Here is a 20,561-nt window from a genome sequence, read left to right as displayed (position 1 = left end):
GGGCCTCAGCGCGCGCCGCACCCCCTCAGGACCGGCCGCTCCGAGCCTGAGGTGCCTGAGCACCGGGGGCGCCGCGCCCCGCGCGTCGGCTCATGCCGTGACGTTGGCGCTGTCGCCACCGGTGACGGCGAGGCTCGTGCCGCTGATCATGGACGCCTCCGGCGAGGCGAGGAAGACGACGGCCGGGGCGACGTCGTCCGGCGCGAGCCACGGCACCCCGAGGGGGAGCTTGCTCGCCAGCCCGGCGGCGGCCGCCTGCTCGTCGCGGGCGACGTCGCCGGTGGGCGCCTTCCCCGACGACTCCAGGGCCTGGGCGTACCGCTCCTCGTGGCGCGTCAGGGCGGTGTCGATCAGGCCGGGGATCACGGCGTTGACGGTGATCCCGTGGGGGCCGAGGTCGAGCGCCGCGGACTTCATCAGGCCGATGAGCCCCCACTTGGAGGCCGAGTACGCGCTGCCCTCGAGCGTGCCGTGCTGACCCTGGGTCGACGAGGTGAGGATGATCCGCCCGCCGCCGCGCTCGACGAGGAGCGGCGCCGCGGCGCGCAGCACGTTCGCGGTGCCGGTGAGGTTGACGTCGATCGTGTCGTGCCAGAGCTCGTCGCTCATGTCGAGGACCGAGGCGAAGCCCTGGATCCCGGCGTTGGCGAACACGACGTCGAGGCCGCCGAACCGCTCGACGACCTCCCCGAGCGCCGCGCGCACGGCAGCGAGGTCGCGCTGGTCGGCGACCAGCGGCAGCCACGACGCCCCGGCCTCCTCCACGAGCTCGCCGGTCCGCGCGAGATCGGCCGGGCTCGCGGGCTCGTACTCGAGCGCGCGGCTCGCGACGGCCGCGATGTCGAGGCCGGCGACCCGATAGCCCGCCCGCGCGAACGCGACCGCCGTCGCGCGCCCGATCCCGCGCGCCGCGCCGGTGACCACGACCACTCGTCCCTGGCTCATCCCGCTCTCCCTCCGAGGGTGCCGTCCCGCGAGGCTAGCCGCGGGACCGAGGGCTGGCAGCCGGAGCGCGGCTGACGCGCCCGGCGAGCCCGTCGGGCGCGTCAGCGCGGCGCCACGGCGTCGTGGCGGCGGGCCAGGGCGAGCGTCGTCGTGCCGACCGCGACGAGGACGCCCGCCAGCAGCAGGCCGGCCGCACCGGACCACGACCGCACGACGACGGCGCCGACGGCCGCGCCCGTGCCCATCGCGAGCACGGCCCCCGCGCGTCGGGCCGCGCCCTCTCCGGAACCGCCCGCGAGCGGGCTGCTGAGGGCGAGGTTCACGAGCGTCGTGGTGACGACGACGGTCGAGACGTCCTGGACGTGGGCGCCCCGCGCGGCGACCGCCTGGGCGCCCATCACGAGCGCGAGGGCGGCGGTGAGGGCCAGGACCGCGGGCGCGGGCAGGCGCCCGACGGCGAGCCACAGCGCGCCGCCCGCGACCACGAGCACCGCTCCCCCGGCGAGCACGCCGAGCGCGCGCCGCGGCATCCGCGCGTCGTCGGCGCGCCCCCGGAGCAGCACCCCGCACAGGGCGGCGCCGAGGACGAAGGCGACGAGCGCGACGACGTTGTTGAGCAACGGGATCCCGCCCGCACCGGCGGCGGCGAACCCGACGAAGAGCACGTTGCCCGTCATGTTGCCGGTGAACACCTGGTCGAGCGCGAGGTAGCTCACCGCGTCGACGACGCCCGTCGCCACGGTCAGGACGAGCAGCCCGGCCACGTACGGCCGGTCGCGCGGGTCGGTCATCGTCCGACCGTACGGGCCGGGACCTGCCGCGGCGCGGCGGCCGGGCGCCGCCCCGAGCCCGCGCGCGGCGTCACGCGCCGGCCGCGCGGTCCTCCACGTCGTCCGCCGGGCGGTCGGCGACCACGACGGCGTCGTCGACGAAGCGGGGTCGGCAGGCGAACCAGCCGGCCACGACCCCGGGGACGGCGGTCGCGGCGAGCACGACGAGCGGGACGGACCACGAGCCGGTCGCCTCGCGCAGCAGGCCGAGCCCGAGGGGCCCGAAGCAGGCGATCCCGTACCCGATGCCCTGGACGAAGCCGGACACGGCCGACGCCGCCTGGGCCGTCCGCGTGCGCCGGTTGATGAGCGTCATGCACAGGGGGAAGGTGCTCACCCCGATGCCGAGGGCGCACACCCACACCACCGTGCCGTCGAGCGGGGAGAGCAGGAGGCCCAGGTACCCGGCGACGAGCACCACCGAGCACGCGACCACGACGACGAACGGGTTGGTCATCCGGGTGGCGACCTGGGGCACCACCAGCGCCGCGAGCACGCCCCACGCCGAGTACAGCGCGACCATGGAACCACCGAGCGCCGCGCTGCCCCCTGCGTCGGTGAGGACGGCCGGCACCCACGTGATGATCGCGTAGTTCGACAACGACATCATGGCGAAGAGGCCGACGAGGCCCCACGCGGTGGACGACCGGCCCACCCGGAGGCGCGTGCCGGCCGCCGCGACGGGTGCGGGCGCGTGGTGGGCGGCGGGCAGCCGGAGCGCGAGCAGGAGCCAGACGACGGCGGCCACGGCGGCGGGCCCGGCCCAGAGCCCCACGGACACGCGCCAGCTGCTCGCCTCGGCGACCGGGACCGCGAGCAGCGGGGCGACGAACTGCCCCGTCTGCATGAGGAGGAGGTAGAGCGAGGTCCACAGCGCGAGCCGGTCGGAGAACCACGCCTTCACCAGCGGCACGATGACGACGTTGGCCGCCCCGATGCCCGCGAGCGCGAGCACCGTCGACAGGACGAGCACGGTCGTCGTCGGGGAGGCCGCGCGCAGCACGAGGGACAGCGCGGTGAGACCCAGCGCCACGGTGGCCGTGCGCTCGAGCCCGAACCGCCGCGTGACCGCGGGCGCGAGGAAGCCGAACACGGCGAACGACGCCGCGGGGACCGTGCCGAGCACCCCCGCGACGGCGACCCCGAACCCGAGGTCGGTGCCCACCATCTCCAGCAGCGGGGTGAACCCGGTGACCGCCGTCCGGAGGTTGAGGGCCGTCAGCGCGACGGCGAAGCCCGCCCAGAGCGTGAGGCGTCCGAGGCGCACGCGGGGTCGGGAGGGAGAGAGGGTGGTCACGCTACACTCCACACTGAGGTCGGCGGATGATGGGATCATGGGATGAATCTGGAGCAGTCTGGCACAGGCGGACCGATGCGTCGAGTAGGCCTCATCGACCAGGCCGCGGCGCGCTTCCGGGACGAGATCGTCTCGGGTCGCTGGGCGGTCGGCGAACGGATCCCCACGGAGGCCGCGCTCGTGGCGGAGTTCGGCGTCGGGCGCAACACGGTGCGCGAGGCGCTGCAGTCGCTCGTGCACGCCGGGCTGCTGCGCCGCGAGCAGGGCCGCGGCACGTTCGTCATCTCGAGCTCCGAGCTGAACGGCACCCTGGAGCGCCAGCTCGCGGGCGGCAGCCGCCGCCACTACCTCGAGCTCCGCCTCGCCCTCGACAGCACCGCCGCCTCGCTCGCCGCGGCGAGCCGCTCGGACGACGACGTCGAGCACCTGCGCGAGCTCCGCGACCGGCGGGAGGCGGCCTGGGGGGCCGACGACCGCGACGCCCGCGCGCGCGCCGACCTCGACCTGCACCGCGCGATCGTCGCCGCGACGCACAACCCGCTCTACGTCACGCTCTACTCGAGCATGCTCGACGTCTTCACCGTGCACATGCGCGACGAGGAGAACGCGGACGACGAGGCGGCGCACCGTCACCACCACGAGCTGGTCGAGGCCGTCGCACGGCAGGACGCCGCCGGGGCCGCGGCAGCGGTCGCCGCGATCTTCGACCCGTTCCTGCCGCTCGCGGACGCCGGACCCTCCCCCATCCGCTGAGGCACGGCGCCCGGCCGGGCGGCAGGACGCGCCGGGACAGCGAGAGGCCCCGTCGTGTGGAGCGACGGGGCCTCTCGATCCGCTGTCTCATTCGGATCCCGCCGGCGCTCTCACGCCGGAAGCATGGCCCCGAGCCTACCGCTCCCGTCCGGGTTCGCGTGCCGTAGCGTCGGGGCGTGACCGCGCCCACCCCCGGCGACGACCGGGCGGAGCTCCTCTGGCTGCCCGTCGGGGCGGGGGCCACGTCGTCCGCCGCACGAGCGCCGCGTGGGAGCGCGCCGCCGCGCTGCTCGCGCGGCGGCGCCCCCGCCGGCTGTTCCACGCGGCGCTGGGGCTGCGGTGCGACGGGTTGCCGTACGTCGTCGAGATGACCCCTGCGTGGGGCGGCCCGCCGTGCGACCGTGGCGTCGTCGTGACCGGCCCCGTGGGTCTGCGGCCGCTGGGCCGCTCCCGCTGGTTCCGGTACGAGGTGCGCTGCTGGGCGCACGGCGCGATCCCCGACCGGGAGCACGCCGTCGGGCCACCCGTCCTCGTCACGCGCGACGCCGCCGCGGTCGCGCGGATCCTGCGGGCGGTGCGTGGCGTCCCGCCGCTCACGTGGGGTCGGCGGCCCTCCGGCGGGAACGGGATGTGGAACTCGAACTCGCTCGTCGCGTGGTCCCTCGCCCGGGCAGGGCTCGCGACCGACCACGTCCCCCCGGGCGGCGGGCGCGCACCGGGATGGGACGCGGGCGTCCGGGTGGCCGCGAGGACCGCCACGGCCTGACCGTCGTCGTGCCCGCAGGGGCCGCGCCCCCCGTCCCGCCCGGCCGCACCGTCCCACCCGGGCACGACCTCCTCCTCCCCGAGGAGGAGGCGGGAGGGTCGCGGATCTCGGCCGACCGCCCGAGCCGGGGTTCCCGCAAGCGTCCGTAGCGTCGACGACGGCGGTGCCCGACGACCGGGCCCGCGGACGACGGGAGGACCGATGATCCAGGTGGAGGCGCTGACGAAGCGCTACGGACCCACGACGGCGGTGGACGGGCTGACGTTCACGGCGCGGCCCGGGACCGTGACGGGCTTCCTCGGCCCGAACGGTGCCGGGAAGTCCACGACGATGCGCGTCGTCGTCGGGCTGGAGCGCCCGACCTCCGGCACGGCGACCGTGGACGGCCGCCGGTACGCGGACCTGCCGGCGCCCCTGCGCGCGGTCGGGGTCATGCTCGACGCGCGCTCGGTGCACCCGGGCCGCACGGCGTTCCGCCACCTGACGGCGCTCGCCCGCACCCACGGGATCGGGCGGGCGCGCGTGGACGAGGTGATCGGGATGACCGGCCTCGAGAGCGTCGCGGGGCGGCGTGCAGGCACGTTCTCGCTCGGGATGGGCCAGCGCCTCGGCATCGCGGGCGCGCTCCTCGGCGACCCCGGGACGCTCGTCCTCGACGAGCCCGTCAACGGCCTCGACCCCGACGGCGTGCTGTGGGTGCGCGGGCTCGTGCGCGGCCTCGCGGCGGAGGGCCGCGCGGTGCTGCTGTCGTCGCACCTCATGCACGAGCTCGCGCTGTGCGCCGACCGCGTCGTCGTCATCGGCCAGGGCCGGCTGCTCGCCGACGCGCCGGTGCAGGAGCTCGCGGGCGCGGCGGGCTCGCTCGAGGAGGCGTACCTGCGGCTCACCGCCGACGCCGTCCAGTACCGCGGCCGTGCCGCGGGCGAGACCGGTCTGGCGTCGGCCGGAGGTGCCCGATGACCGCCCCCACCGCACCGACCGCGTCGTCGCGGCGTGCGCACCCGGCGGTGCCCCGGCCCGCGAGCGCCGGTGGCCCCACGCTCCCCCGCGCCGTCGCCGCGGAGTGGACGAGGCTGACGAGCCTGCGCTCGTCGTGGTGGGCGGCCGCTCTCACCGTCGTCGTCTCGGCCGTGCTGACGTACCTCTCGGCCCAGGCGTCGTCCGTGGACCCGGGGTTCGACCCGCTCGGCTCCCTCACGTCGGGCCTGCTGCTGGCGCAGGTGCCGCCGCTCGTCCTCGGCGTCCTCGTCGGGACGGGCGAGTACAGCACGGGCACGTTCCGCACGACGTTCGTCGCCGAGCCGCGGCGCTGGCCCGTGCTCGTGGGGCAGACGGCGGCGACCGCCGCGTTCGCGCTGCTCACCGCGGTGATGGCGGTCGCGGCGGCGGTGCTCGCGCTGCTGCCGTCGGCGCGCTCGCGCGACCTCGCCCTCGACCTCGGCGGCGACGGCACGCCGCAGGTGCTCGTCGGCATGACGCTCCTGCTCGCCGGCATGGCCCTGCTCGGCCTCGCGATCGGCGCGCTGGTGCGGCGACCCGTGCCCGCCGTCACCGCCGCGGTGCTCGTCGTGCTCGTCCTGCCCGTCGCGCTCGTCCTCGCGGCCGATCTGTCGGGCGACCCGCTCGCCGCGCCCGCGGGGGTCTCGTCCGCGCAGGCCGCGGTGAACACGGTGGTCACGTTCCTGCCCACCGGGGCGGCGTCGCTGCTTACGGGCGAGGGTGCCGTCGAGGGCGCGCCCGACCTGGGCGCCGTCGGCGGCGGGCTCGTCCTGGCGGCGTGGGTCGTCGTGCCGCTCGCGCTGGCCGCCGTCCGCCTGCGCACGCGGGACGTGGTCTGACGTGGCGGCGACGATCCCCCCGCCGGACCCCGCGCCGACCCGCACCGCGCGCGCGCCGGACCGTCCGCAGGTGACCCTGCTCCGGGTGCTCGCGGCGGAGCGGGACAAGCTGACGAGCCTGCGCTCGACGGCCTGGCTCGCGCTCGCGACCGTCGCCGCGGCGGCGGGGACGGCGTGGGCGCTGGGCGCGTTCGCCCGGCCCGACGCCGGGTCGTCGGGCGCACCGCTCGCCGTCGCGGGGTTCGTGCTCGCCCAGCTCGGCTTCCTCGTGCTCGGCGCGGGCGTCGGCGCCGGGGAGTTCCGGACCGGCACCGCGCGCGTGACGTTCGTCGCGGTCCCTCGCCGCCTGCCCGTGCTCGCGGCGCAGGCGCTCGTGACGGCGGCGGCCGCGCTCGCCGTCGCGGTCCTCGCGCTGGGCGCGGCGCTCGCCGCGACAGCCGGGCAGCGCGCCGACGCCGCGCTCGTGCTCGACCTCGCGGACCGGGAGACGCTGCGCGTCCTCGCAGGCTTCGTGCTCTACCTGACCGGGGTCGCCCTCGTGGGCCTGGGCCTGGGGTCGCTCGTGCGGCGACCGGACGGGGCGCTCGTGGGTGGGGTCGTGCTGCTCGTCGTGCTCGACCACGTGCTCGCGACGAACCCGGGCCGGGTCGCGGACACGGCACGCGCGCTCCTGCCCGGGGCAGGGGCGCGCCTGCTGCAGGACGACGCCCGGCTCGCCGCGCTCGACGCGACGACCCTGGGCCCGCACCTCGGCACGTGGGGCGGGGGTCTCGTCCTCGCGGCGTGGGCCGCCGCGCTGCTCGCGGCGGCGGCGTACCGGCTGCGGCGCCATGACGTCGTCTGACGCGCCGCGCGACGGCCGATGGGAGAGTAGGCCCGTGCCCTCGTCGCCCCTCGCCCTCCCCTCCGCGCCCGGGGCGCACGACGGCGGACCGCGCGCGGAGCCCGACGTCCGGCGGCGCGGCGCCGTCGGCCGCGTGCTCGCGCGGCACCCCTGGGCGACCGACCTCGCGCTCGCGGGCGCGGTCGCGCTGCTCGGGCTCGTCACCGCGGCGGTCGCGCTCATGACCGTCGAGGGCTCCACCGGGCTGGGGCTGTTCCACGCCGACGCGCCCGTGGCGCAGGTGGTCGTCACGGCCTGGCTCGTCGGCGCCGCCCTCGGGGCGGCGCTGCTCCTGCTCCGGCGGTCGCGCCCGCTGACCGTCACGGCGATCCTCACCGTCCTGGCCGTCGTGTCGCTCGCGACGGCGGGGGTGCTCGGCGTGCTCGGCGTGTGCCTCGCGTGCGCGGTGCACGCCGTCGCCGCCGAGCGCCCGCCCCGCACGGCATGGGTCGTGTGCGGTGCGGTGCTGTGCGTCGTCGTGGCCGCGCTGTGGTGGAGCCAGGACATCGGGGTCGCCGAGATGCTCCTGTGGAGCGACCCCATCGTCCTGCCGGACGGCGACCCGGTGCGCGACCTCGCGCAACCGCCCTTCTCCCCCGGCAGGCGCTCCGCGTCGGTCTTCCTCCTCGTCGCGCTCCTGCTGCTGGGGATGGCCACCGGCTCGGGGGTGCGGGCGCGCCGGCTGCACGACGAGGACCTCGTCGCGCGCTACCGCGCCCTGGCGCGCGACCGCGACCAGAGCGCGGCGCTCGCCCGGGCCGCCGAGCGGGCGCGGATCGCGCGCGAGATGCACGACGTCGTCGCGCACAGCGTGTCCGTGATGGTCGCGCTGTCCGACGGCGCGGGCGCGGCGCTCGACCGGGCGCCGGACCGCTCGCGCGAGGCCCTGCACGAGCTGTCCCGCACGGGACGGGACGCGCTGGCCGACATGCAGCGCGTCCTCGGCGCGCTCGACCCCGAGGAGGGCGGCGACGGGGCGGGCACCCCGGTCGAGCCGACCGGGACGGACCTCGCGGCCGTCGTCGCACGGTTCCGCGCGGCGGGCGTGCCCGTCGCCGCGAGCGGCCTCGACGTCGCGCTGCCTGCGGACACGTCGCTGCGGCTCGGGGCCGTGCGCATCGTGCAGGAGGCCCTGACCAACGTGCTGCGGCACGCGCCCGGGACGCCCGCGGCCGAGGTCGTGGTGCGGCGCACCGCGCGCGCGGTCGAGATCGACGTCCGCGACGAGGGCGGAACGCGTCCGGCGACCGGCGGCGGGACCGGGCGCGGGATCGTGGGCATGCGCGAGCGCGCCGCGCTGCTCGGCGGCGTCGTCGAGGCGGGGCCGCGACCGGGCGGCGGCTGGGCGGTGCACGTCGTCCTGCCCTGCGACCCGGCCGAGGGCGGAGCCCGGAGCGCCCCCGCCCAGGAGCACCCGCACCGTGACGTGCACGACGACGAGGGAGGACGACCGTGACGACCGTGCTGCTCGTCGACGACCAGGCGCTGCTGCGGATGGGCTTCCGGCTCGTCATCGAGTCCGAGCCCGACCTCGAGGTGGTGGGCGAGGCCTCCGACGGACGCGTCGCGCTCGACCAGGTCGCGGCCCTCGCCCCCGACGTCGTCGTCATGGACGTCCGGATGCCCGGCATGGACGGCATCGAGGCGACCCGGCGCGTCGTCGCCGAGCACCCCGGGACGCGCGTGCTCGTGCTCACGACGTTCGACGTGGACGAGTACGCGTTCGCGGCGCTGCGCGCCGGGGCGAGCGGGTTCCTGCTGAAGAACGCGCGCCCGCACGAGCTCGTCGAGGCGATCCGCACCGTCGCGGCAGGGAGCTCGGTCGTCGCGCCCCGCGTGCTGCGCCGCATGCTCGACCTCTTCGCGCCGCACCTGCCCGCGGGCGAGCAGCCGGCCGTCGACGACGGCCTCGACCCCCGGCTGCGCTCCCTCACGCCGCGCGAGCTCGACGTCCTGCGGTGCGTGGCCGAGGGTATGTCGAACGCCGAGATCGCCGACCGCCTCGTACTGTCCGCGACGACCGTGAAGACGCACGTCGGCAACCTGCTGGCCAAGCTGGGCGTGCGCGACCGGGTGCAGGCCGTGATCGTCGCGTACGAGAGCGGGCTCGTGGGGTCGCGCGGCTGAGGCCCGGGCGGCACGCGCGTCGAGCGCGGGCGTCGGCGGCACGTCGCGCACCGGTGCCGCGCCGCCGCGGGGCGTTCACCCCCGCCGGGTGAGGACCCCGCCCGAGCCCGCTGCGACGGTGGGACGAGCGCCCGAGAGGAGCCGAGGATGACGGCTGCACCGATCCCCCGACAGCAGGCACCGGCCCCCACGGGCCCCTGGCACACGGCACCGCCCGAGGCGGTGTGCGCGGCGCTCGACGTCGACCCGGCCGTCGGGCTGACGTCCGCGCAGGTCGCCGAGCGGCGCGCGCGCTACGGGCCGAACGCGCTCGCGCAGGAGCGCAAGGAACGGCCGTGGCAGGCGTTCCTGCGCCAGTACCGCGACCTCATGCAGCTCGTCCTCGTCGGCGCGGCCGTCGTGAGCATCATCGCGCTCGGGGACGTGACGACCGGCGTCGTCGTGCTCGCCCTCACCGTCCTCAACGCGCTCATGGGCCTGCACCAGGAGGGCAAGGCGGCCCAGAGCGTCGCCGCGCTCCAGCAGATGCTCGTCATGACGGCCACCGTGCGCCGCGACGGGCGCCAGGAGCAGGTTCCCGCCGAGGAGCTCGTGCCGGGCGACGTCGTCGGGTTCGAGGCGGGCGGCAAGATCCCCGCGGACGGGCGGCTGCTCGTCGCCGCCTCGCTCGAGATCGAGGAGGCCGGGCTCACGGGCGAGAGCACGCCCGTCGCGAAGGGCGTCGCGGCGGTCACGGCCGACGACGCCCCCCTCGGCGACCGCACCGACATGGCGTACATGAACTCCCAGGTCACGCGCGGCCGCGGCGAGATGGTCGTGACCGCCACGGGCATGACGACCGAGGTGGGCCGCATCTCCGGGATGCTCAGCGGGGTCGAGCAGGACAAGACCCCGCTCACGCGCCAGCTCGACCGCATCACGGTGATCATCACGGTCATGGCGGCGGTCGCCCTCGTCGTGGTCGTCGTGCTGGGGCTCGTGCGCGGCGAGGACTTCGACAGCCTCTTCGTGGTCGGGATCAGCCTGGCGATCGCCGCGATCCCGACAGGGCTGCCCGCCGTCGTGACGATGCTCCTGTCGCTCGGCACGCGCCGGCTCGCCGAGGAGGGCGCGATCGTCAAGCGCCTCAAGTCCGTCGAGACGCTCGGGTCGACGTCGGCGATCTGCTCCGACAAGACCGGGACGCTCACGCTCAACCAGATGACCGCGCGCCGGCTCGTGCTCGCCGGGCGCCGGTTCTCCGTCGACGGCGAGGGCTACTCCACGACCGGCCGCATCCTCGCGGCGGCCGGGTCGACCGACGTCCCGCTCGAACCGGTCGCGCTTCCCCTGGCGCTCGCGAGCGACGCCGTCGTGCGCGACGGCGAGTGCATCGGCGACCCCACGGAGGGCGCGGTCGTCGTGCTCGCGGCCAAGGCCGGGCTCGACGTCGAGGAGACGCGCGCCGAGCACCCGCGCGTCGCGGAGGTCCCGTTCGACGCCGCGTACAAGCTCATGGCGACGTTCCACGAGATCGACGGCGAGCTCGTGTGCTTCGTCAAGGGCGCCCCGGACGTGCTGCTCGCCCGCTCGGCCCGGTACCTCACGGCCGACGGCGGGTCGGCGCCCCTCGACGACCAGGGCCGCGCGCGCGTCCTCGCGGAGAACGACGCGCTCGCGGGCGAGGGCATGCGCGTGCTGGCCGTCGCGCGGCGCACCGTCGCGCGCGACGAGCTCACGGGTGACCTGCTCGACGCGGTGCGCGACCTCGAGCTCCTCGCGCTCGTCGGGATCGTGGACCCTCCGCGCCGCGAGGCGCGCGACGCCATCGCCGAGTGCCGCGACGCCGGCATCCGGGTACGGATGATCACGGGCGACCACGTCACCACGGCCGCCGCGATCGCCGGGCAGCTCGGGATCGAGGGGCGCGCGCTCACGGGCGCCGAGTTCGCCGCGATGTCCGACGCGCAGCTCGAGGCGGAGGTCGGCGAGATCGGCGTGGTCGCACGCGTGGCGCCGGAGGACAAGGTGCGGCTCGTCGACGTGCTCAAGCGCAAGGGCGACGTGGTCGCGATGACGGGCGACGGCGTCAACGACGCCCCTGCCCTGACGCGCGCGGACATCGGCGTCGCGATGGGGATCACGGGCACCGAGGTGACGAAGGACGCCGCCGAGATGATCCTCACCGACGACAACTTCGCCACGATCGTGGCGGCGGTCGAGGGCGGCCGCGGCCTCTACGACAACCTCATGAAGTACATCCGCTTCCAGATGGTCGTCCTCGTCGGGTTCATCCTCACGTTCGTCGGCGCGGGCATCTTCACCGTGGCCGGGGGCACCCCGCTCACGCCGCTGCAGATCCTGTGGGTCAACTTCGCGATCGACGTGCTGCTCGCCGTCGGCCTCGGCTTCGACGCCGCGACGCCCGGCCTCATGCGGCGTCGGCCCCGCCCGCCCACCGAGCCGGTCATCGGGCGCGCGCTCGGCGTGCGGCTCGCCGTCGGGGGCGTGCTCATCGCCGTCGGCACGCTCGTCGCCGTCGCGTGGGGCGAGGCCGACGCCGACCTCGCGGTCGCGACGACGATGGGCCTCACCGCGATGTCGCTCCTGCACGTCGTCGCCGCGCTCGAGTGGCGCGACCCGCGGGCGAGCATCCTGTCGTCCGAGACGCTCGCGAACGGCCGCTTCGTCGTGCTCCTGCTCGCGTCGCTCGGGCTCACGTTCCTCGTCACGACGCTCGACGGGCTGCAGCGGATCTTCGGCACCGTCGACCTCGACGGCGGCCAGTGGGGCGTGTGCGCGCTCGTCGCGCTCGCCTTCCTCGTCCTCGTCGAGCTCGGGAAGCTCGTGCTGCGCACGGTGGACCGGCGCCGCGCCTGAGCGCGTCTCCTCGGCAGACCCGTCAGGGCACGACGCCGAGCTCGCGGCCGCGCCGCACGGCCTCGCGCCGCGAGCCGACGCCGAGCTTGCGGTAGACCGACTTCAGGTGCGCCTTGACGGTGTTGACCGACACGAAGAGGTCGGCGGCCACCTCGGCGTTGCTCGCCATCGACGGCAGGACGGCGAGGACCGCGAGCTCGCGCTCGGTGAGCGGCTCGACGAGCGGGACCGGCTCCGGTGCCCGGCCCGGTGCGTCCAGGTGGGTGCGCAGCAGCGCGGCGAGCGCGTCGTCGCGGCGCGCGACGGCGCGCGCGAGCGGCTCGTCGAGCTCGGTGCCCCGGACGGCGAGGAACGGCCGGACGACCCGCTCGGCGGCGGCCAGGTCGAGGGCCCGCCCGAGCGGGGCGTCGACGCGGCGCGTGCCCGCCCGGGCGAGCGCGGACGCCTCGACGAGCGCCGCCTCCACCCGCACGACGACGTCCGCCTCCTCCCCCGGCGCGTCCCCGAGGCCCGCCACGGCACGCTCCGCCGCCCCGGTGCGGCCCGCCGCGAGGAGCTCGCGCGCGCCGCAGACGGCGACGACCGCGGCGCTCCCGAGGCGTTCGCGCGCGAGGCGCGCCCCGAGCGCCGGGCTTGTGCCGTCGTCGACCAGACGCGCGGCCGCCGTGGCGCGCACCCACAGGTCCGCGAGCACGGGGGGCGTCGCGGACCGCCCCAGGGCGCGGTCCGCGGCGACGAGCGCCTGCCGCGCGGCGCGCGCGTGCCCTCGGTCCGCGGCGACGAGCGCCTGCAGCAGCCGCACGGCCGCCTCGGACGCGGGCTCGCGCCCGCCGGCGTCCGCCGCGAGGGCGTGCGCGAGGTGCCGGTCGAGCCCGTCGTCCGACGCCCGGAGGTACCGCACCCACGCGCGCGCCGCGTGCGCGGGCCGCACGTGCGCGTACCCGTCCCAGCCGCGGCGCTCCGCCTCGACGAGCACGTCGCGCGCGGCACCGTCCCCCGCGTCGAGCCGACCGGCCGCGACGGCGAGGAGCGCCGCGGCGGCGCGCGCCCCGAGGACGTAGAGCTGCGGGGCGCGCCACGACCGGCCACCGGGGGCGGCGAGCGTGCCCGACGTCGTCTCCCCCGGCGGCTCGGGGCCGACGGCGCACCACGCGAGCCCTGCCGCACGGTGCGCCCGCGCGAGGCCCCGGTACGTCTCGAGGGCGGGGAACGGGTACGGCACCGCGTCCGCCGCGGCGAGCGCGGCGCCCGCGGCCGTCGCGAGGCCCCGCACGTCGCCCGTCGAGCGCGCGACGGACGCGGCGAGCAGCTCGAGGAGCACCGCCGCCGCCGGGTCGGCCACCAGGTCCGCGGCGGGGGCGAGCAGGTCGCGCGCCCGCGCGACGTGGAGCCGCACGGCGTCGAACCGCTCGTCGACGGAAGCGAGCGCGCCCGCGCACAGGTGCAGGCGGGCGTCGGGCCGCAGGGTCGCGTACGGCACGCGCCGCAGGACCTGGGCGACGGTCTCGCGGTGCGGCCCCGCGAGCTCCGCGGCCGCGCCCTCGACGAACACCTCGCCGAGCAGCGGCCAGTCCTCCGCGGCCGCCGCGTGCTCCAGGGCGCGCAGCGCCTGCCCGTCCTGCGCGAACCAGCGCGCCGCGGCCTGGTGGGCCTCGCCCAACCCCGGCGGGTCCTCGATCCGCAGCTGGTGCAGGAGCATCTCGCGCAGGAGCGGGTGGTAGCGGTACCAGGTGCGTCGGCCGCCCGACGTCATGACGAAACCGTCCGCCGCGGCGAGACCCGGGAGCAGCCGGTCCGTCGGCGCCCCCGGGTCGAGGACGGCCGCGAGGTCGGGGCACACCGCCGACGCCACGCTCGTGCGCAGGAGGAAGCGCCGGGCCTCGGGCCCCTGGCTGTCGAGGACCTCGGCGAGGAGGAACTCCGCCGCCGAGCGGGCGGCGCGCGCCCGGCTCGTCGCGTCGTGCTCCTCGACGCGCAGCCGCACCCCGACGGCCCAGCCGCCGGTCTCGCCGACGACGCGCCCGGCGTCGTCCGCGGCCAGGTCGCGTCCCTGCGCCGTCGCCAGCGCCGCGACCGCGGGGGCGTCGAACGCGAGCTCGGCGGCACCGACCTCCGTCATCTCGCCCTGCGCGCGCAGGCGCTGCAGGCGCAGGAGCGGGTCGACGCGGGTGAGGACCACGAGGTGCAGGGGCAGCCGGTAGCGCAGGAGGTCGTCCACCGTCGCCGCGACCTCGACGCACGCGGCGTGGTGGAAGTCGTCGAGCACGAGGACCACGGGCTCGGGCAGCGCCTCGATCGCCGCGAGCACGCGGCGCAGGAGGGCGGGCGTGAGGCGCGGCGGCACGACGAGGGTCTCGAGCGGGTGTCCCGCGGGCACCGCCCCGGCCGCCCGCAGCGCCGCGAGCACGTCGGCCCAGAAGGCCGCCGGCTTGTCGTCGAACGGCTCGAGCGTCAGCCACGCGACCCGCGGGCCGGTGCCGCCCCGCGCCCACCGCGCCGCGACGGTCGTCTTCCCCCAGCCCGGGCCCGCCGACACGAGGGTGAGGCGGCGCGTGGCCGCCGCCGCGACCAGGGCCTCGACGACCGGGCGGCCCACCGTGGAGGGCGGCAGCTCGGGGACGGTGGTGCGGGCGCGCGAGGTCCCGGAGGCGTCCGTGACGTGCGCGACGTCCTCCGGCTCGGCGCGGGGCTCGACCGAGGCCATGGGGGCAGGGTATTCCCGGGGCCCCCGGACCGCAGGGCGAGCGGAGCGCGCCCTCGCCACGCGCCTCAGGCCGGCCCGGGGCCGGGCGGCGAGGCGACGACGGCGGGCGGCCGGGCGAGGATCTCCACGACGACGAGCACGAGTCCCGCGACGAGAGCGACCCCGACGACGAGGCCCGGCGTCAGCGTGCCCGCGAGCAGCAGGACGAGCGCAGCCGCCGCCACGACGACGACGCGCACGAACGCCTTGTGCCGGCCGAGCCAGTCGCCGACGGGACCCGTCGAGACGCCCCGGCCCTCGCCCCAGCCGCGCACGGCGGCGCCCGCGCGCCCGAGCCCCGCGCGCAGGCTGCGGGCCGACGCGCTCGGCCCGCCCACGTACGCCGCGAGCGCGACCACGAGGCCCAGCACGCCGACGGTGCGCAGCGTGAGGCGCAGGTAGCCGACGGTCTGGTCGAACACGACCTCCGCGGCGTCGAGCCGCACCACCTGCCCCGAGAGCGCGCCGAGGTACAGGCCCCGCGCGACGGCGAGCCCGACGCCCAGCGCGACCATCGCCCCCGAGAGGGCGAGCCCGGCCACGACGAGCGCGCGCGAGCGGTGGTTCGCGACGAGGACGCCCGCGGCCAGCAGACCGAGCACGACCCAGGGCAGCCACGTCGTGAGCGTCACGACCTGGGCGTACCGGTTCTGGAGCATGACGAGCTCGGCGGACTGCGCGACGGTGAACGTCGCGTCGACCGACGGGATGCGGGCCGCGACGTCCAGGCCGCGGTCCACGAGGCGTTCCTTGAGCAGGTCGATCAGGCCGGAGAGCTGGATGGACAGGCGGCCGTCGTCGCTCACCTGCAGGACGTCCCCGCCCTCGCCGCGCATCACGGCGACGAGCTGCTCGTGCGCCACGCGGTTCGCCTGGAGCCAGGCGCCCTCGAACGCGTCGCTCTCCACGAGCCGCGTCGCCGTCTCGTGCACGAGCGACTCGACGCCGCTCGTGAGCGGCGCCTCCAGCGCGGCGAGCGCGCGGGTCGCGCGCGGCGGGACGTCGCGCTCCTCGAGCCCGCCGACGAGGTCGTCGACGAGCGCGGCCACGTCGATGCGCGACATGACGACCTCGGTGAGCCGCCCGGCGACCGCGGACTGCACGACCGGGTCGCCCGCGAGCGGTCCGACCGTCGCGACGTAGCGGTCGGTGTCCGTGAGCTCGCGCTGCGCCCACGCCGACACCGCGCCGAGCGGCGCGAGGAGCGCCCCGAGCGTGATGAGGACCGCGCACGCGGCGGCGCGCAGCCCGCGCCGGGGCCGCCGCGCCGCCTCCGGCGCGGTCGCGTCGCCGTCCGGGCCCGCGGGCGCCGCGGCGGCCGGCCGCTCCTCGAGCCGGCGCCGCAGCTCCGCGTTCTCGCGCTCGAGCGCGGCGAGGCGCGCGGCGACGTCGGACGCCTCGCGGCCCGGCGCGGTCTCGTCAGCCATCGCGCGTCCTCAGGCGAGCGCTCGTGCCTTGAGCCGGGCGAACTCGTCGGCGTCGATCGTGCCGGCGTCGTACAGCGCCTTGGCGTCCGCGATCTCGCTCGCGGGAGACCTGCCGGTGCCGGCGGTGGCCCGCACGTAGTCGTCCATGACCTGCCGGCGCGCCTGCTGCTCCTCCGCGTGCCGCTCCGCCATGCCCCGCCCGCGCGCGATGACGTAGATCAGCGCGGACAGGTAGGGGACGAAGATCAGCGCGATGATCCACAGCGCCTTCCACCAGCCGCTGAGCGTCTTGTCGCGGAACAGGTCCGCGACGATCTGGAACAGCACGACGAGGTAGGCGATGAAGAAGAACCACCACACCATGAGCCAGAACCAGTCCCAGAATCCGTCCATCGGGCACCCCTCGTGTCGGGTCACGGCGGTCCCGTGACGCTCCCACTGTGGAGCGGCCCCGGCGTCCGCGTGCTCACCCGTCGGGGGTAGTCGGTCGCCCGACGCTGCGGGCCACCCCCGCCGGGTGATCCGGCCCGGGTCCGTGCCCGCGCATCCTGGACCGACGTGGGCGAGCCGGGAGAAGGACGCATGGACCGCACGACGCTGGTCGAGGTGACGGTGCTGGGGCCGGTGGTGCTGCCCGAGCCCGACCTCGCCGAGCTCGGCGTGCGCCGGTCCGTGGAGTGCACGCGGCTGGAAGCGCGGGTCCGCGACCAGGCCGCGCTGTACGGCCTCCTCCAGCGGCTCGCGGCGCTGGGGCTCGACCTCGTCGAGCTGCGCACCGCGGCACCCGACGACCGGCCCGACGTCGAGCTCGTCGTCCGCGGCCCCGTGGGGGCGCTCGTGCAGCAGATGCTGGACGACGTCGGGCGCGCCCACCCGGCGTCGAGCACGACGTACCGCGTGCAGGACTCCGACCTCGTCGGCGTGCTCGGCGCCGTGACCCGGCTGCCCGACGACGACCGGTCCGGCGCGCACGTCGGGCCGCACGGCGGGGCGCACGACCCCGGGCACGGCGGGACGGCCTCCGGCGGCGCGTCCGCGATGGACGTGCGCATCGCGCAGCTGCGCGACCTCGCCGCGCTGCGGGACCGGGGCGTCCTCACCGACGCCGAGCTCGCGGAGCAGAAGGCGCGCGTCCTCGAGCCGTGACGACGGCGGGCCGGTCGGGCCGCGCACGGCCGACCGATGCCCCGTGCGGCGTTGTTTCGCGTTACGTCGTCCCACTCAGCGAGACGATGGGGACCACGCTGGGGCCAACTGATGCACTAGAGAATAGTGGCAAGCACATCACGGCGCGCTTGCTCGTGTGTCAGACCCCAGGAGGACTCATGGCCATCTCACGCCGCTCGTCGGTCACCATCTCGCTCGTCGCGGCGGCAGGGATCCTGGCGGGCTGTGCGGGCGGGAGCGACCCGTCCGGCGGCGGGGACGACGCCGCGCCGCAGATCTCGTTCCTCTACTCCCCCTACGCGGACTACGCGCCGTTCTTCCTCGCGGAGGACAAGGGGTACTTCGAGGAGGCGGGCGTCGACGTCGAGCTCCTCGCCAAGGGCGGGACGTCGGGCGAGACCTACCAGCTCGTCAGCACGAACAACGTCACGGCCGGTGGCGCGACGTGGGGCGCGGGGCTGTTCAACGCGACCGAGGCCGGCGCGTCGCTCTCGGTCATCGCGAGCGTCTCGCGCGTGCCGGAGAGCGGGCCGAACCCGGCCCCGTTCGTCGTCGCGGCCGACTCCGGCATCACGTCGATCGAGCAGGTCGCCGGCAGCCGCGTCGGCATCCCCGGCGACGGCGGCTTCGGCATCTACTCGGTGGCCAAGGCGCTGGAGGCCGGCGGCCTCACGCTCGACGACGTCGAGCTCGTCAACGTCGGCCCGCCGGAGACGGGCCCCGCGCTCGTGGGCGGCTCGGTCGACGCCGCCTGGTCGATCGAGCCCATCTCGTCGTCGCTCGAGAGCGAGGGCATCGCGTCCGAGATCCTCCCGATCGACTACCACGCGGGCACCGAGCTCGGCGCCCTGGTGTTCAGCACCGAGTACGTCGACGAGCACCCCGACGCGGTCGTCGCGTTCACGGCCGCGTACCTGCGCGCCGCCGCGGAGCTCGAGGCGGGCGGCTGGGACGACCCGGCGAACCAGGAGATCATCGCGCGGTACACCGAGCTGCCGGTCGAGACGCTCACGTCGCTCGCGCTCACGGAGCAGGACCCGACGGGCGAGATCGACTGGGAGGACGTGCACGCCCAGGAGCAGTTCTTCCGCGACCGCGGCACGCTCGAGTACGAGGGCGAGGCGGACGTCGAGAGCATCTTCCGCGCCGACCTTCTCGAGCAGGCGCGCGAGCGGGCCGCGGAGCTCGGCTCGTGACTGCCGTCTCCGTCGAGGGCCTCTGGAAGGGGTTCCACGACCGTCGCCGCGACGACGTGCTCGTCGCGCTCCAGGACGTGTCGCTCACCATCGAGGACAACGAGTTCGTCTGCGTGCTCGGACCCTCCGGGTGCGGCAAGAGCACCCTCCTGCGCATCCTCGCGGGCCTGGAGGAGGCCGACCGCGGCACGGTGACGATGGCGGCGCGCCCGTCCGTCGTCTTCCAGGACCACGGCGTGCTGCCGTGGCTCACGGTCGAGCAGAACGTCGAGTACCCCCTGCGCCTGCGCGGCGTGCGGCGCTCGGCCCGGCGCGAGCGCGTCGCCCCGCTGCTGGACATGGTGGGTCTCACGGAGTTCCGCGGCTTCTACCCGCACCAGCTCTCGGGCGGCATGCGGCAGCGCACGTCGGTCGCCCGGGCGCTGGCCGACGACGGCGCGACCCTCCTCATGGACGAGCCGTTCGGCGCGCTCGACGAGCAGACGCGCGTCGTGCTGCAGCAGGAGCTGCTGAAGATCTGGTCGCAGACCTCGCGGTCGGTGCTCTTCATCACGCACAGCGTCGACGAGGCGCTCGTGCTCGCGGACCGCGTCGTCGTCATGTCCGCGCGGCCCGGGCGCATCCTCGCCGACGTGCGGGTCCCCTTCGACCGCCCGCGCGACATCCTCGAGCTGCGCCGCGACCCGCGCCACGGCGAGATCACCTACGAGCTGTGGCGGCTCCTGCGGGACGCCGAGGCACAGGACGCTGCGGCGCAGGACGGGGCGGGAGCGGACGAGCGCTCCGCCGCGGGCGTCCGGGAGGCGGTCGCATGACGACCCCCACGGACGAGCGCGCCCCCGTCCGCCCGGGCGGCCACGCCGCGCCGGGCGGCGCCCCGGACGCGCCCCACGACGCCGACGACCGCACGGCCGAGATCACGCGCGAGCTGACCGAGGAGCTGCGCCGCCGGCGGACGGGTCGCCTCGTGCGGGTCGTCGGGCCCTTCACGCCGCTCCTGCTCCTCGCGGTGTGGGAGCTCGCGAGCCGGACGAACGTGCTCGACGCGCGGTTCTTCCCGCCGCCGTCGTCGATCGCCGAGACGTTCGCGCAGCTCGTCGGGAGCGGCGAGCTCTTCGAGCACGCGGGCATCACGCTCACGCGCATCGCGATCGGGTTCGTGCTCGGCGCCGTGCCCGGGCTGGTCCTCGGGATCGCGCTCGGGTCGGTCACGACGCTGCGCACGCTCCTCGGGCCGATCTTCGCGAGCCTGCTGCCCGTGCCCAAGGTCGCGATCTTCCCGCTGCTGCTCCTCGTGTTCGGCCTCGGCGAGGCGAGCAAGTACGTGATCGTCGCGATCGGCGTGTTCTTCTACGTCTTCTACAACGCGATGGGCGGCGTGCTCCAGACGCCGCAGATCTACTTCGACGTGGCGACCGCCAACGGCGCGGGCCGGCTCCAGCGCTGGCGGACGGTCGCGCTGCCCGCCGCGCTGCCGAGCATCTTCACCGGGCTCAAGCTCGCCGTGGGCGGCGCGTTCGTCATCATCGCGGCCTCGGAGTTCGTCGGGTCGCGCAACGGCCTGGGCTACCTCATCTGGAGCTCGTGGACGACGTTCGCCGTCGCGAAGATGTACGTGGGCATCGTCACCATCTCCGTGCTGGGCTACCTCTCCACGACCCTGGTCACGGTGCTCGAACGACGTCTCGTGCCCTGGTCCCGTCAGTAGGAGGCAGCATGAACCCACCCCA

Annotated in this window: 18 protein-coding genes; 12 read left to right on the top strand and 6 right to left on the bottom strand. The window is 76.4% G+C overall.

The annotated features are described in order from the left end of the window. Positions 1 to 90: 90 nt before the first annotated feature. From B8281_RS12180 to B8281_RS12170, 3 genes are all read right to left on the bottom strand, one after another. Positions 91 to 945, bottom strand: a complete 855-nt coding sequence (locus B8281_RS12180; RefSeq protein WP_085387852.1) for an SDR family NAD(P)-dependent oxidoreductase — start codon at positions 943 to 945, stop codon at positions 91 to 93. A gap of 101 nt (positions 946 to 1,046) precedes the next feature. After that, a complete protein-coding gene (locus B8281_RS12175) occupies positions 1,047 to 1,736 on the bottom strand; it encodes a YoaK family protein (RefSeq protein ID WP_085387851.1) in 690 nt (229 codons plus the stop codon). Between the two features lie 70 nt (positions 1,737 to 1,806). Next, complete coding sequence (locus B8281_RS12170; protein WP_198163063.1) at positions 1,807 to 3,072, bottom strand: CynX/NimT family MFS transporter; 1,266 nt, start codon at positions 3,070 to 3,072, stop codon at positions 1,807 to 1,809. Between the two features lie 75 nt (positions 3,073 to 3,147). Here B8281_RS12170 and B8281_RS12165 point away from each other — a divergent pair, with 75 nt between their 5' ends. The 8 genes from B8281_RS12165 to B8281_RS12125 all read left to right on the top strand — a co-directional run bounded on the left by B8281_RS12165 (position 3,148) and on the right by B8281_RS12125 (position 12,298). Next, positions 3,148 to 3,825, top strand: a complete 678-nt coding sequence (locus tag B8281_RS12165) for a FadR/GntR family transcriptional regulator (protein WP_157446626.1) — start codon at positions 3,148 to 3,150, stop codon at positions 3,823 to 3,825. Between the two features lie 367 nt (positions 3,826 to 4,192). Further along, positions 4,193 to 4,591: a hypothetical protein gene (locus tag B8281_RS12160; protein WP_085387848.1), complete on the top strand. Its 399-nt coding sequence runs from the start codon at positions 4,193 to 4,195 to the stop codon at positions 4,589 to 4,591. Between the two features lie 201 nt (positions 4,592 to 4,792). Then, positions 4,793 to 5,551 carry an ABC transporter ATP-binding protein gene (locus tag B8281_RS12150; protein WP_061267715.1) on the top strand — a complete coding sequence of 253 codons (759 nt, stop codon included), beginning with the start codon at positions 4,793 to 4,795 and terminating at the stop codon, positions 5,549 to 5,551. After that, positions 5,548 to 6,429 (top strand): ABC transporter permease subunit, encoded by an 882-nt coding sequence (locus B8281_RS12145; RefSeq protein ID WP_157446625.1) that lies wholly within the window; start codon positions 5,548 to 5,550, stop codon positions 6,427 to 6,429. The genes B8281_RS12150 and B8281_RS12145 overlap by 4 nt, the downstream gene beginning before the upstream one ends. A gap of 70 nt (positions 6,430 to 6,499) precedes the next feature. Next, entirely contained in the window at positions 6,500 to 7,273 is a 774-nt protein-coding gene (locus B8281_RS12140; RefSeq protein WP_232322559.1) for a hypothetical protein, read from the top strand. Positions 7,274 to 7,307: 34 nt separating this feature from the next. Further along, a complete protein-coding gene (locus tag B8281_RS12135; RefSeq protein ID WP_232322558.1) occupies positions 7,308 to 8,768 on the top strand; it encodes a sensor histidine kinase in 1,461 nt (486 codons plus the stop codon). Continuing rightward, a complete protein-coding gene (locus B8281_RS12130; RefSeq protein WP_061267712.1) occupies positions 8,765 to 9,439 on the top strand; it encodes a response regulator transcription factor in 675 nt (224 codons plus the stop codon). Before B8281_RS12135 ends, B8281_RS12130 begins: the two co-directional genes overlap by 4 nt. Before the next feature lie 147 nt (positions 9,440 to 9,586). Next, positions 9,587 to 12,298 (top strand): HAD-IC family P-type ATPase, encoded by a 2,712-nt coding sequence (locus tag B8281_RS12125; RefSeq protein WP_085387845.1) that lies wholly within the window; start codon positions 9,587 to 9,589, stop codon positions 12,296 to 12,298. 22 nt (positions 12,299 to 12,320) lie between these two features. On the opposite strand, the gene B8281_RS12120 is transcribed toward B8281_RS12125, so the two are convergent. The 3 genes from B8281_RS12120 to B8281_RS12110 all read right to left on the bottom strand — a co-directional run bounded on the left by B8281_RS12120 (position 12,321) and on the right by B8281_RS12110 (position 16,861). After that, positions 12,321 to 15,002, bottom strand: coding sequence for a LuxR C-terminal-related transcriptional regulator (locus B8281_RS12120; protein WP_085387844.1), 2,682 nt, complete (start codon positions 15,000 to 15,002; stop codon positions 12,321 to 12,323). A 65-nt stretch (positions 15,003 to 15,067) separates the two neighbouring features. Then, positions 15,068 to 16,468 (bottom strand): hypothetical protein, encoded by a 1,401-nt coding sequence (locus B8281_RS12115; protein WP_085387843.1) that lies wholly within the window; start codon positions 16,466 to 16,468, stop codon positions 15,068 to 15,070. A 9-nt stretch (positions 16,469 to 16,477) separates the two neighbouring features. Beyond that, on the bottom strand, positions 16,478 to 16,861 hold the full coding sequence (locus B8281_RS12110) for an SHOCT domain-containing protein (protein WP_076404753.1): 384 nt from the start codon (positions 16,859 to 16,861) through the stop codon (positions 16,478 to 16,480). Between the two features lie 189 nt (positions 16,862 to 17,050). Here B8281_RS12110 and B8281_RS19880 point away from each other — a divergent pair, with 189 nt between their 5' ends. The 4 genes from B8281_RS19880 (at position 17,051) to B8281_RS12090 (ending at position 20,539) form a co-directional block, all read left to right on the top strand. Next, positions 17,051 to 17,614 (top strand): SHOCT domain-containing protein, encoded by a 564-nt coding sequence (locus B8281_RS19880; protein ID WP_085387842.1) that lies wholly within the window; start codon positions 17,051 to 17,053, stop codon positions 17,612 to 17,614. Between the two features lie 179 nt (positions 17,615 to 17,793). After that, entirely contained in the window at positions 17,794 to 18,831 is a 1,038-nt protein-coding gene (locus B8281_RS12100) for an ABC transporter substrate-binding protein (protein WP_021482976.1), read from the top strand. After that, a complete protein-coding gene (locus B8281_RS12095) occupies positions 18,828 to 19,646 on the top strand; it encodes an ABC transporter ATP-binding protein (RefSeq protein ID WP_051028594.1) in 819 nt (272 codons plus the stop codon). The genes B8281_RS12100 and B8281_RS12095 overlap by 4 nt, the downstream gene beginning before the upstream one ends. Next, positions 19,643 to 20,539: an ABC transporter permease gene (locus B8281_RS12090; protein ID WP_081600323.1), complete on the top strand. Its 897-nt coding sequence runs from the start codon at positions 19,643 to 19,645 to the stop codon at positions 20,537 to 20,539. Before B8281_RS12095 ends, B8281_RS12090 begins: the two co-directional genes overlap by 4 nt. Positions 20,540 to 20,561: the final 22 nt, after the last annotated feature.

Source organism: Cellulosimicrobium sp. TH-20 (genome assembly GCF_002105775.1).
Taxonomy (GTDB): Bacteria; Actinomycetota; Actinomycetes; order Actinomycetales; family Cellulomonadaceae; genus Cellulosimicrobium; species Cellulosimicrobium funkei.
Note: the sequence above shows the minus strand (reverse complement) of the source record. Positions and strands in the feature narration are given on the sequence as shown.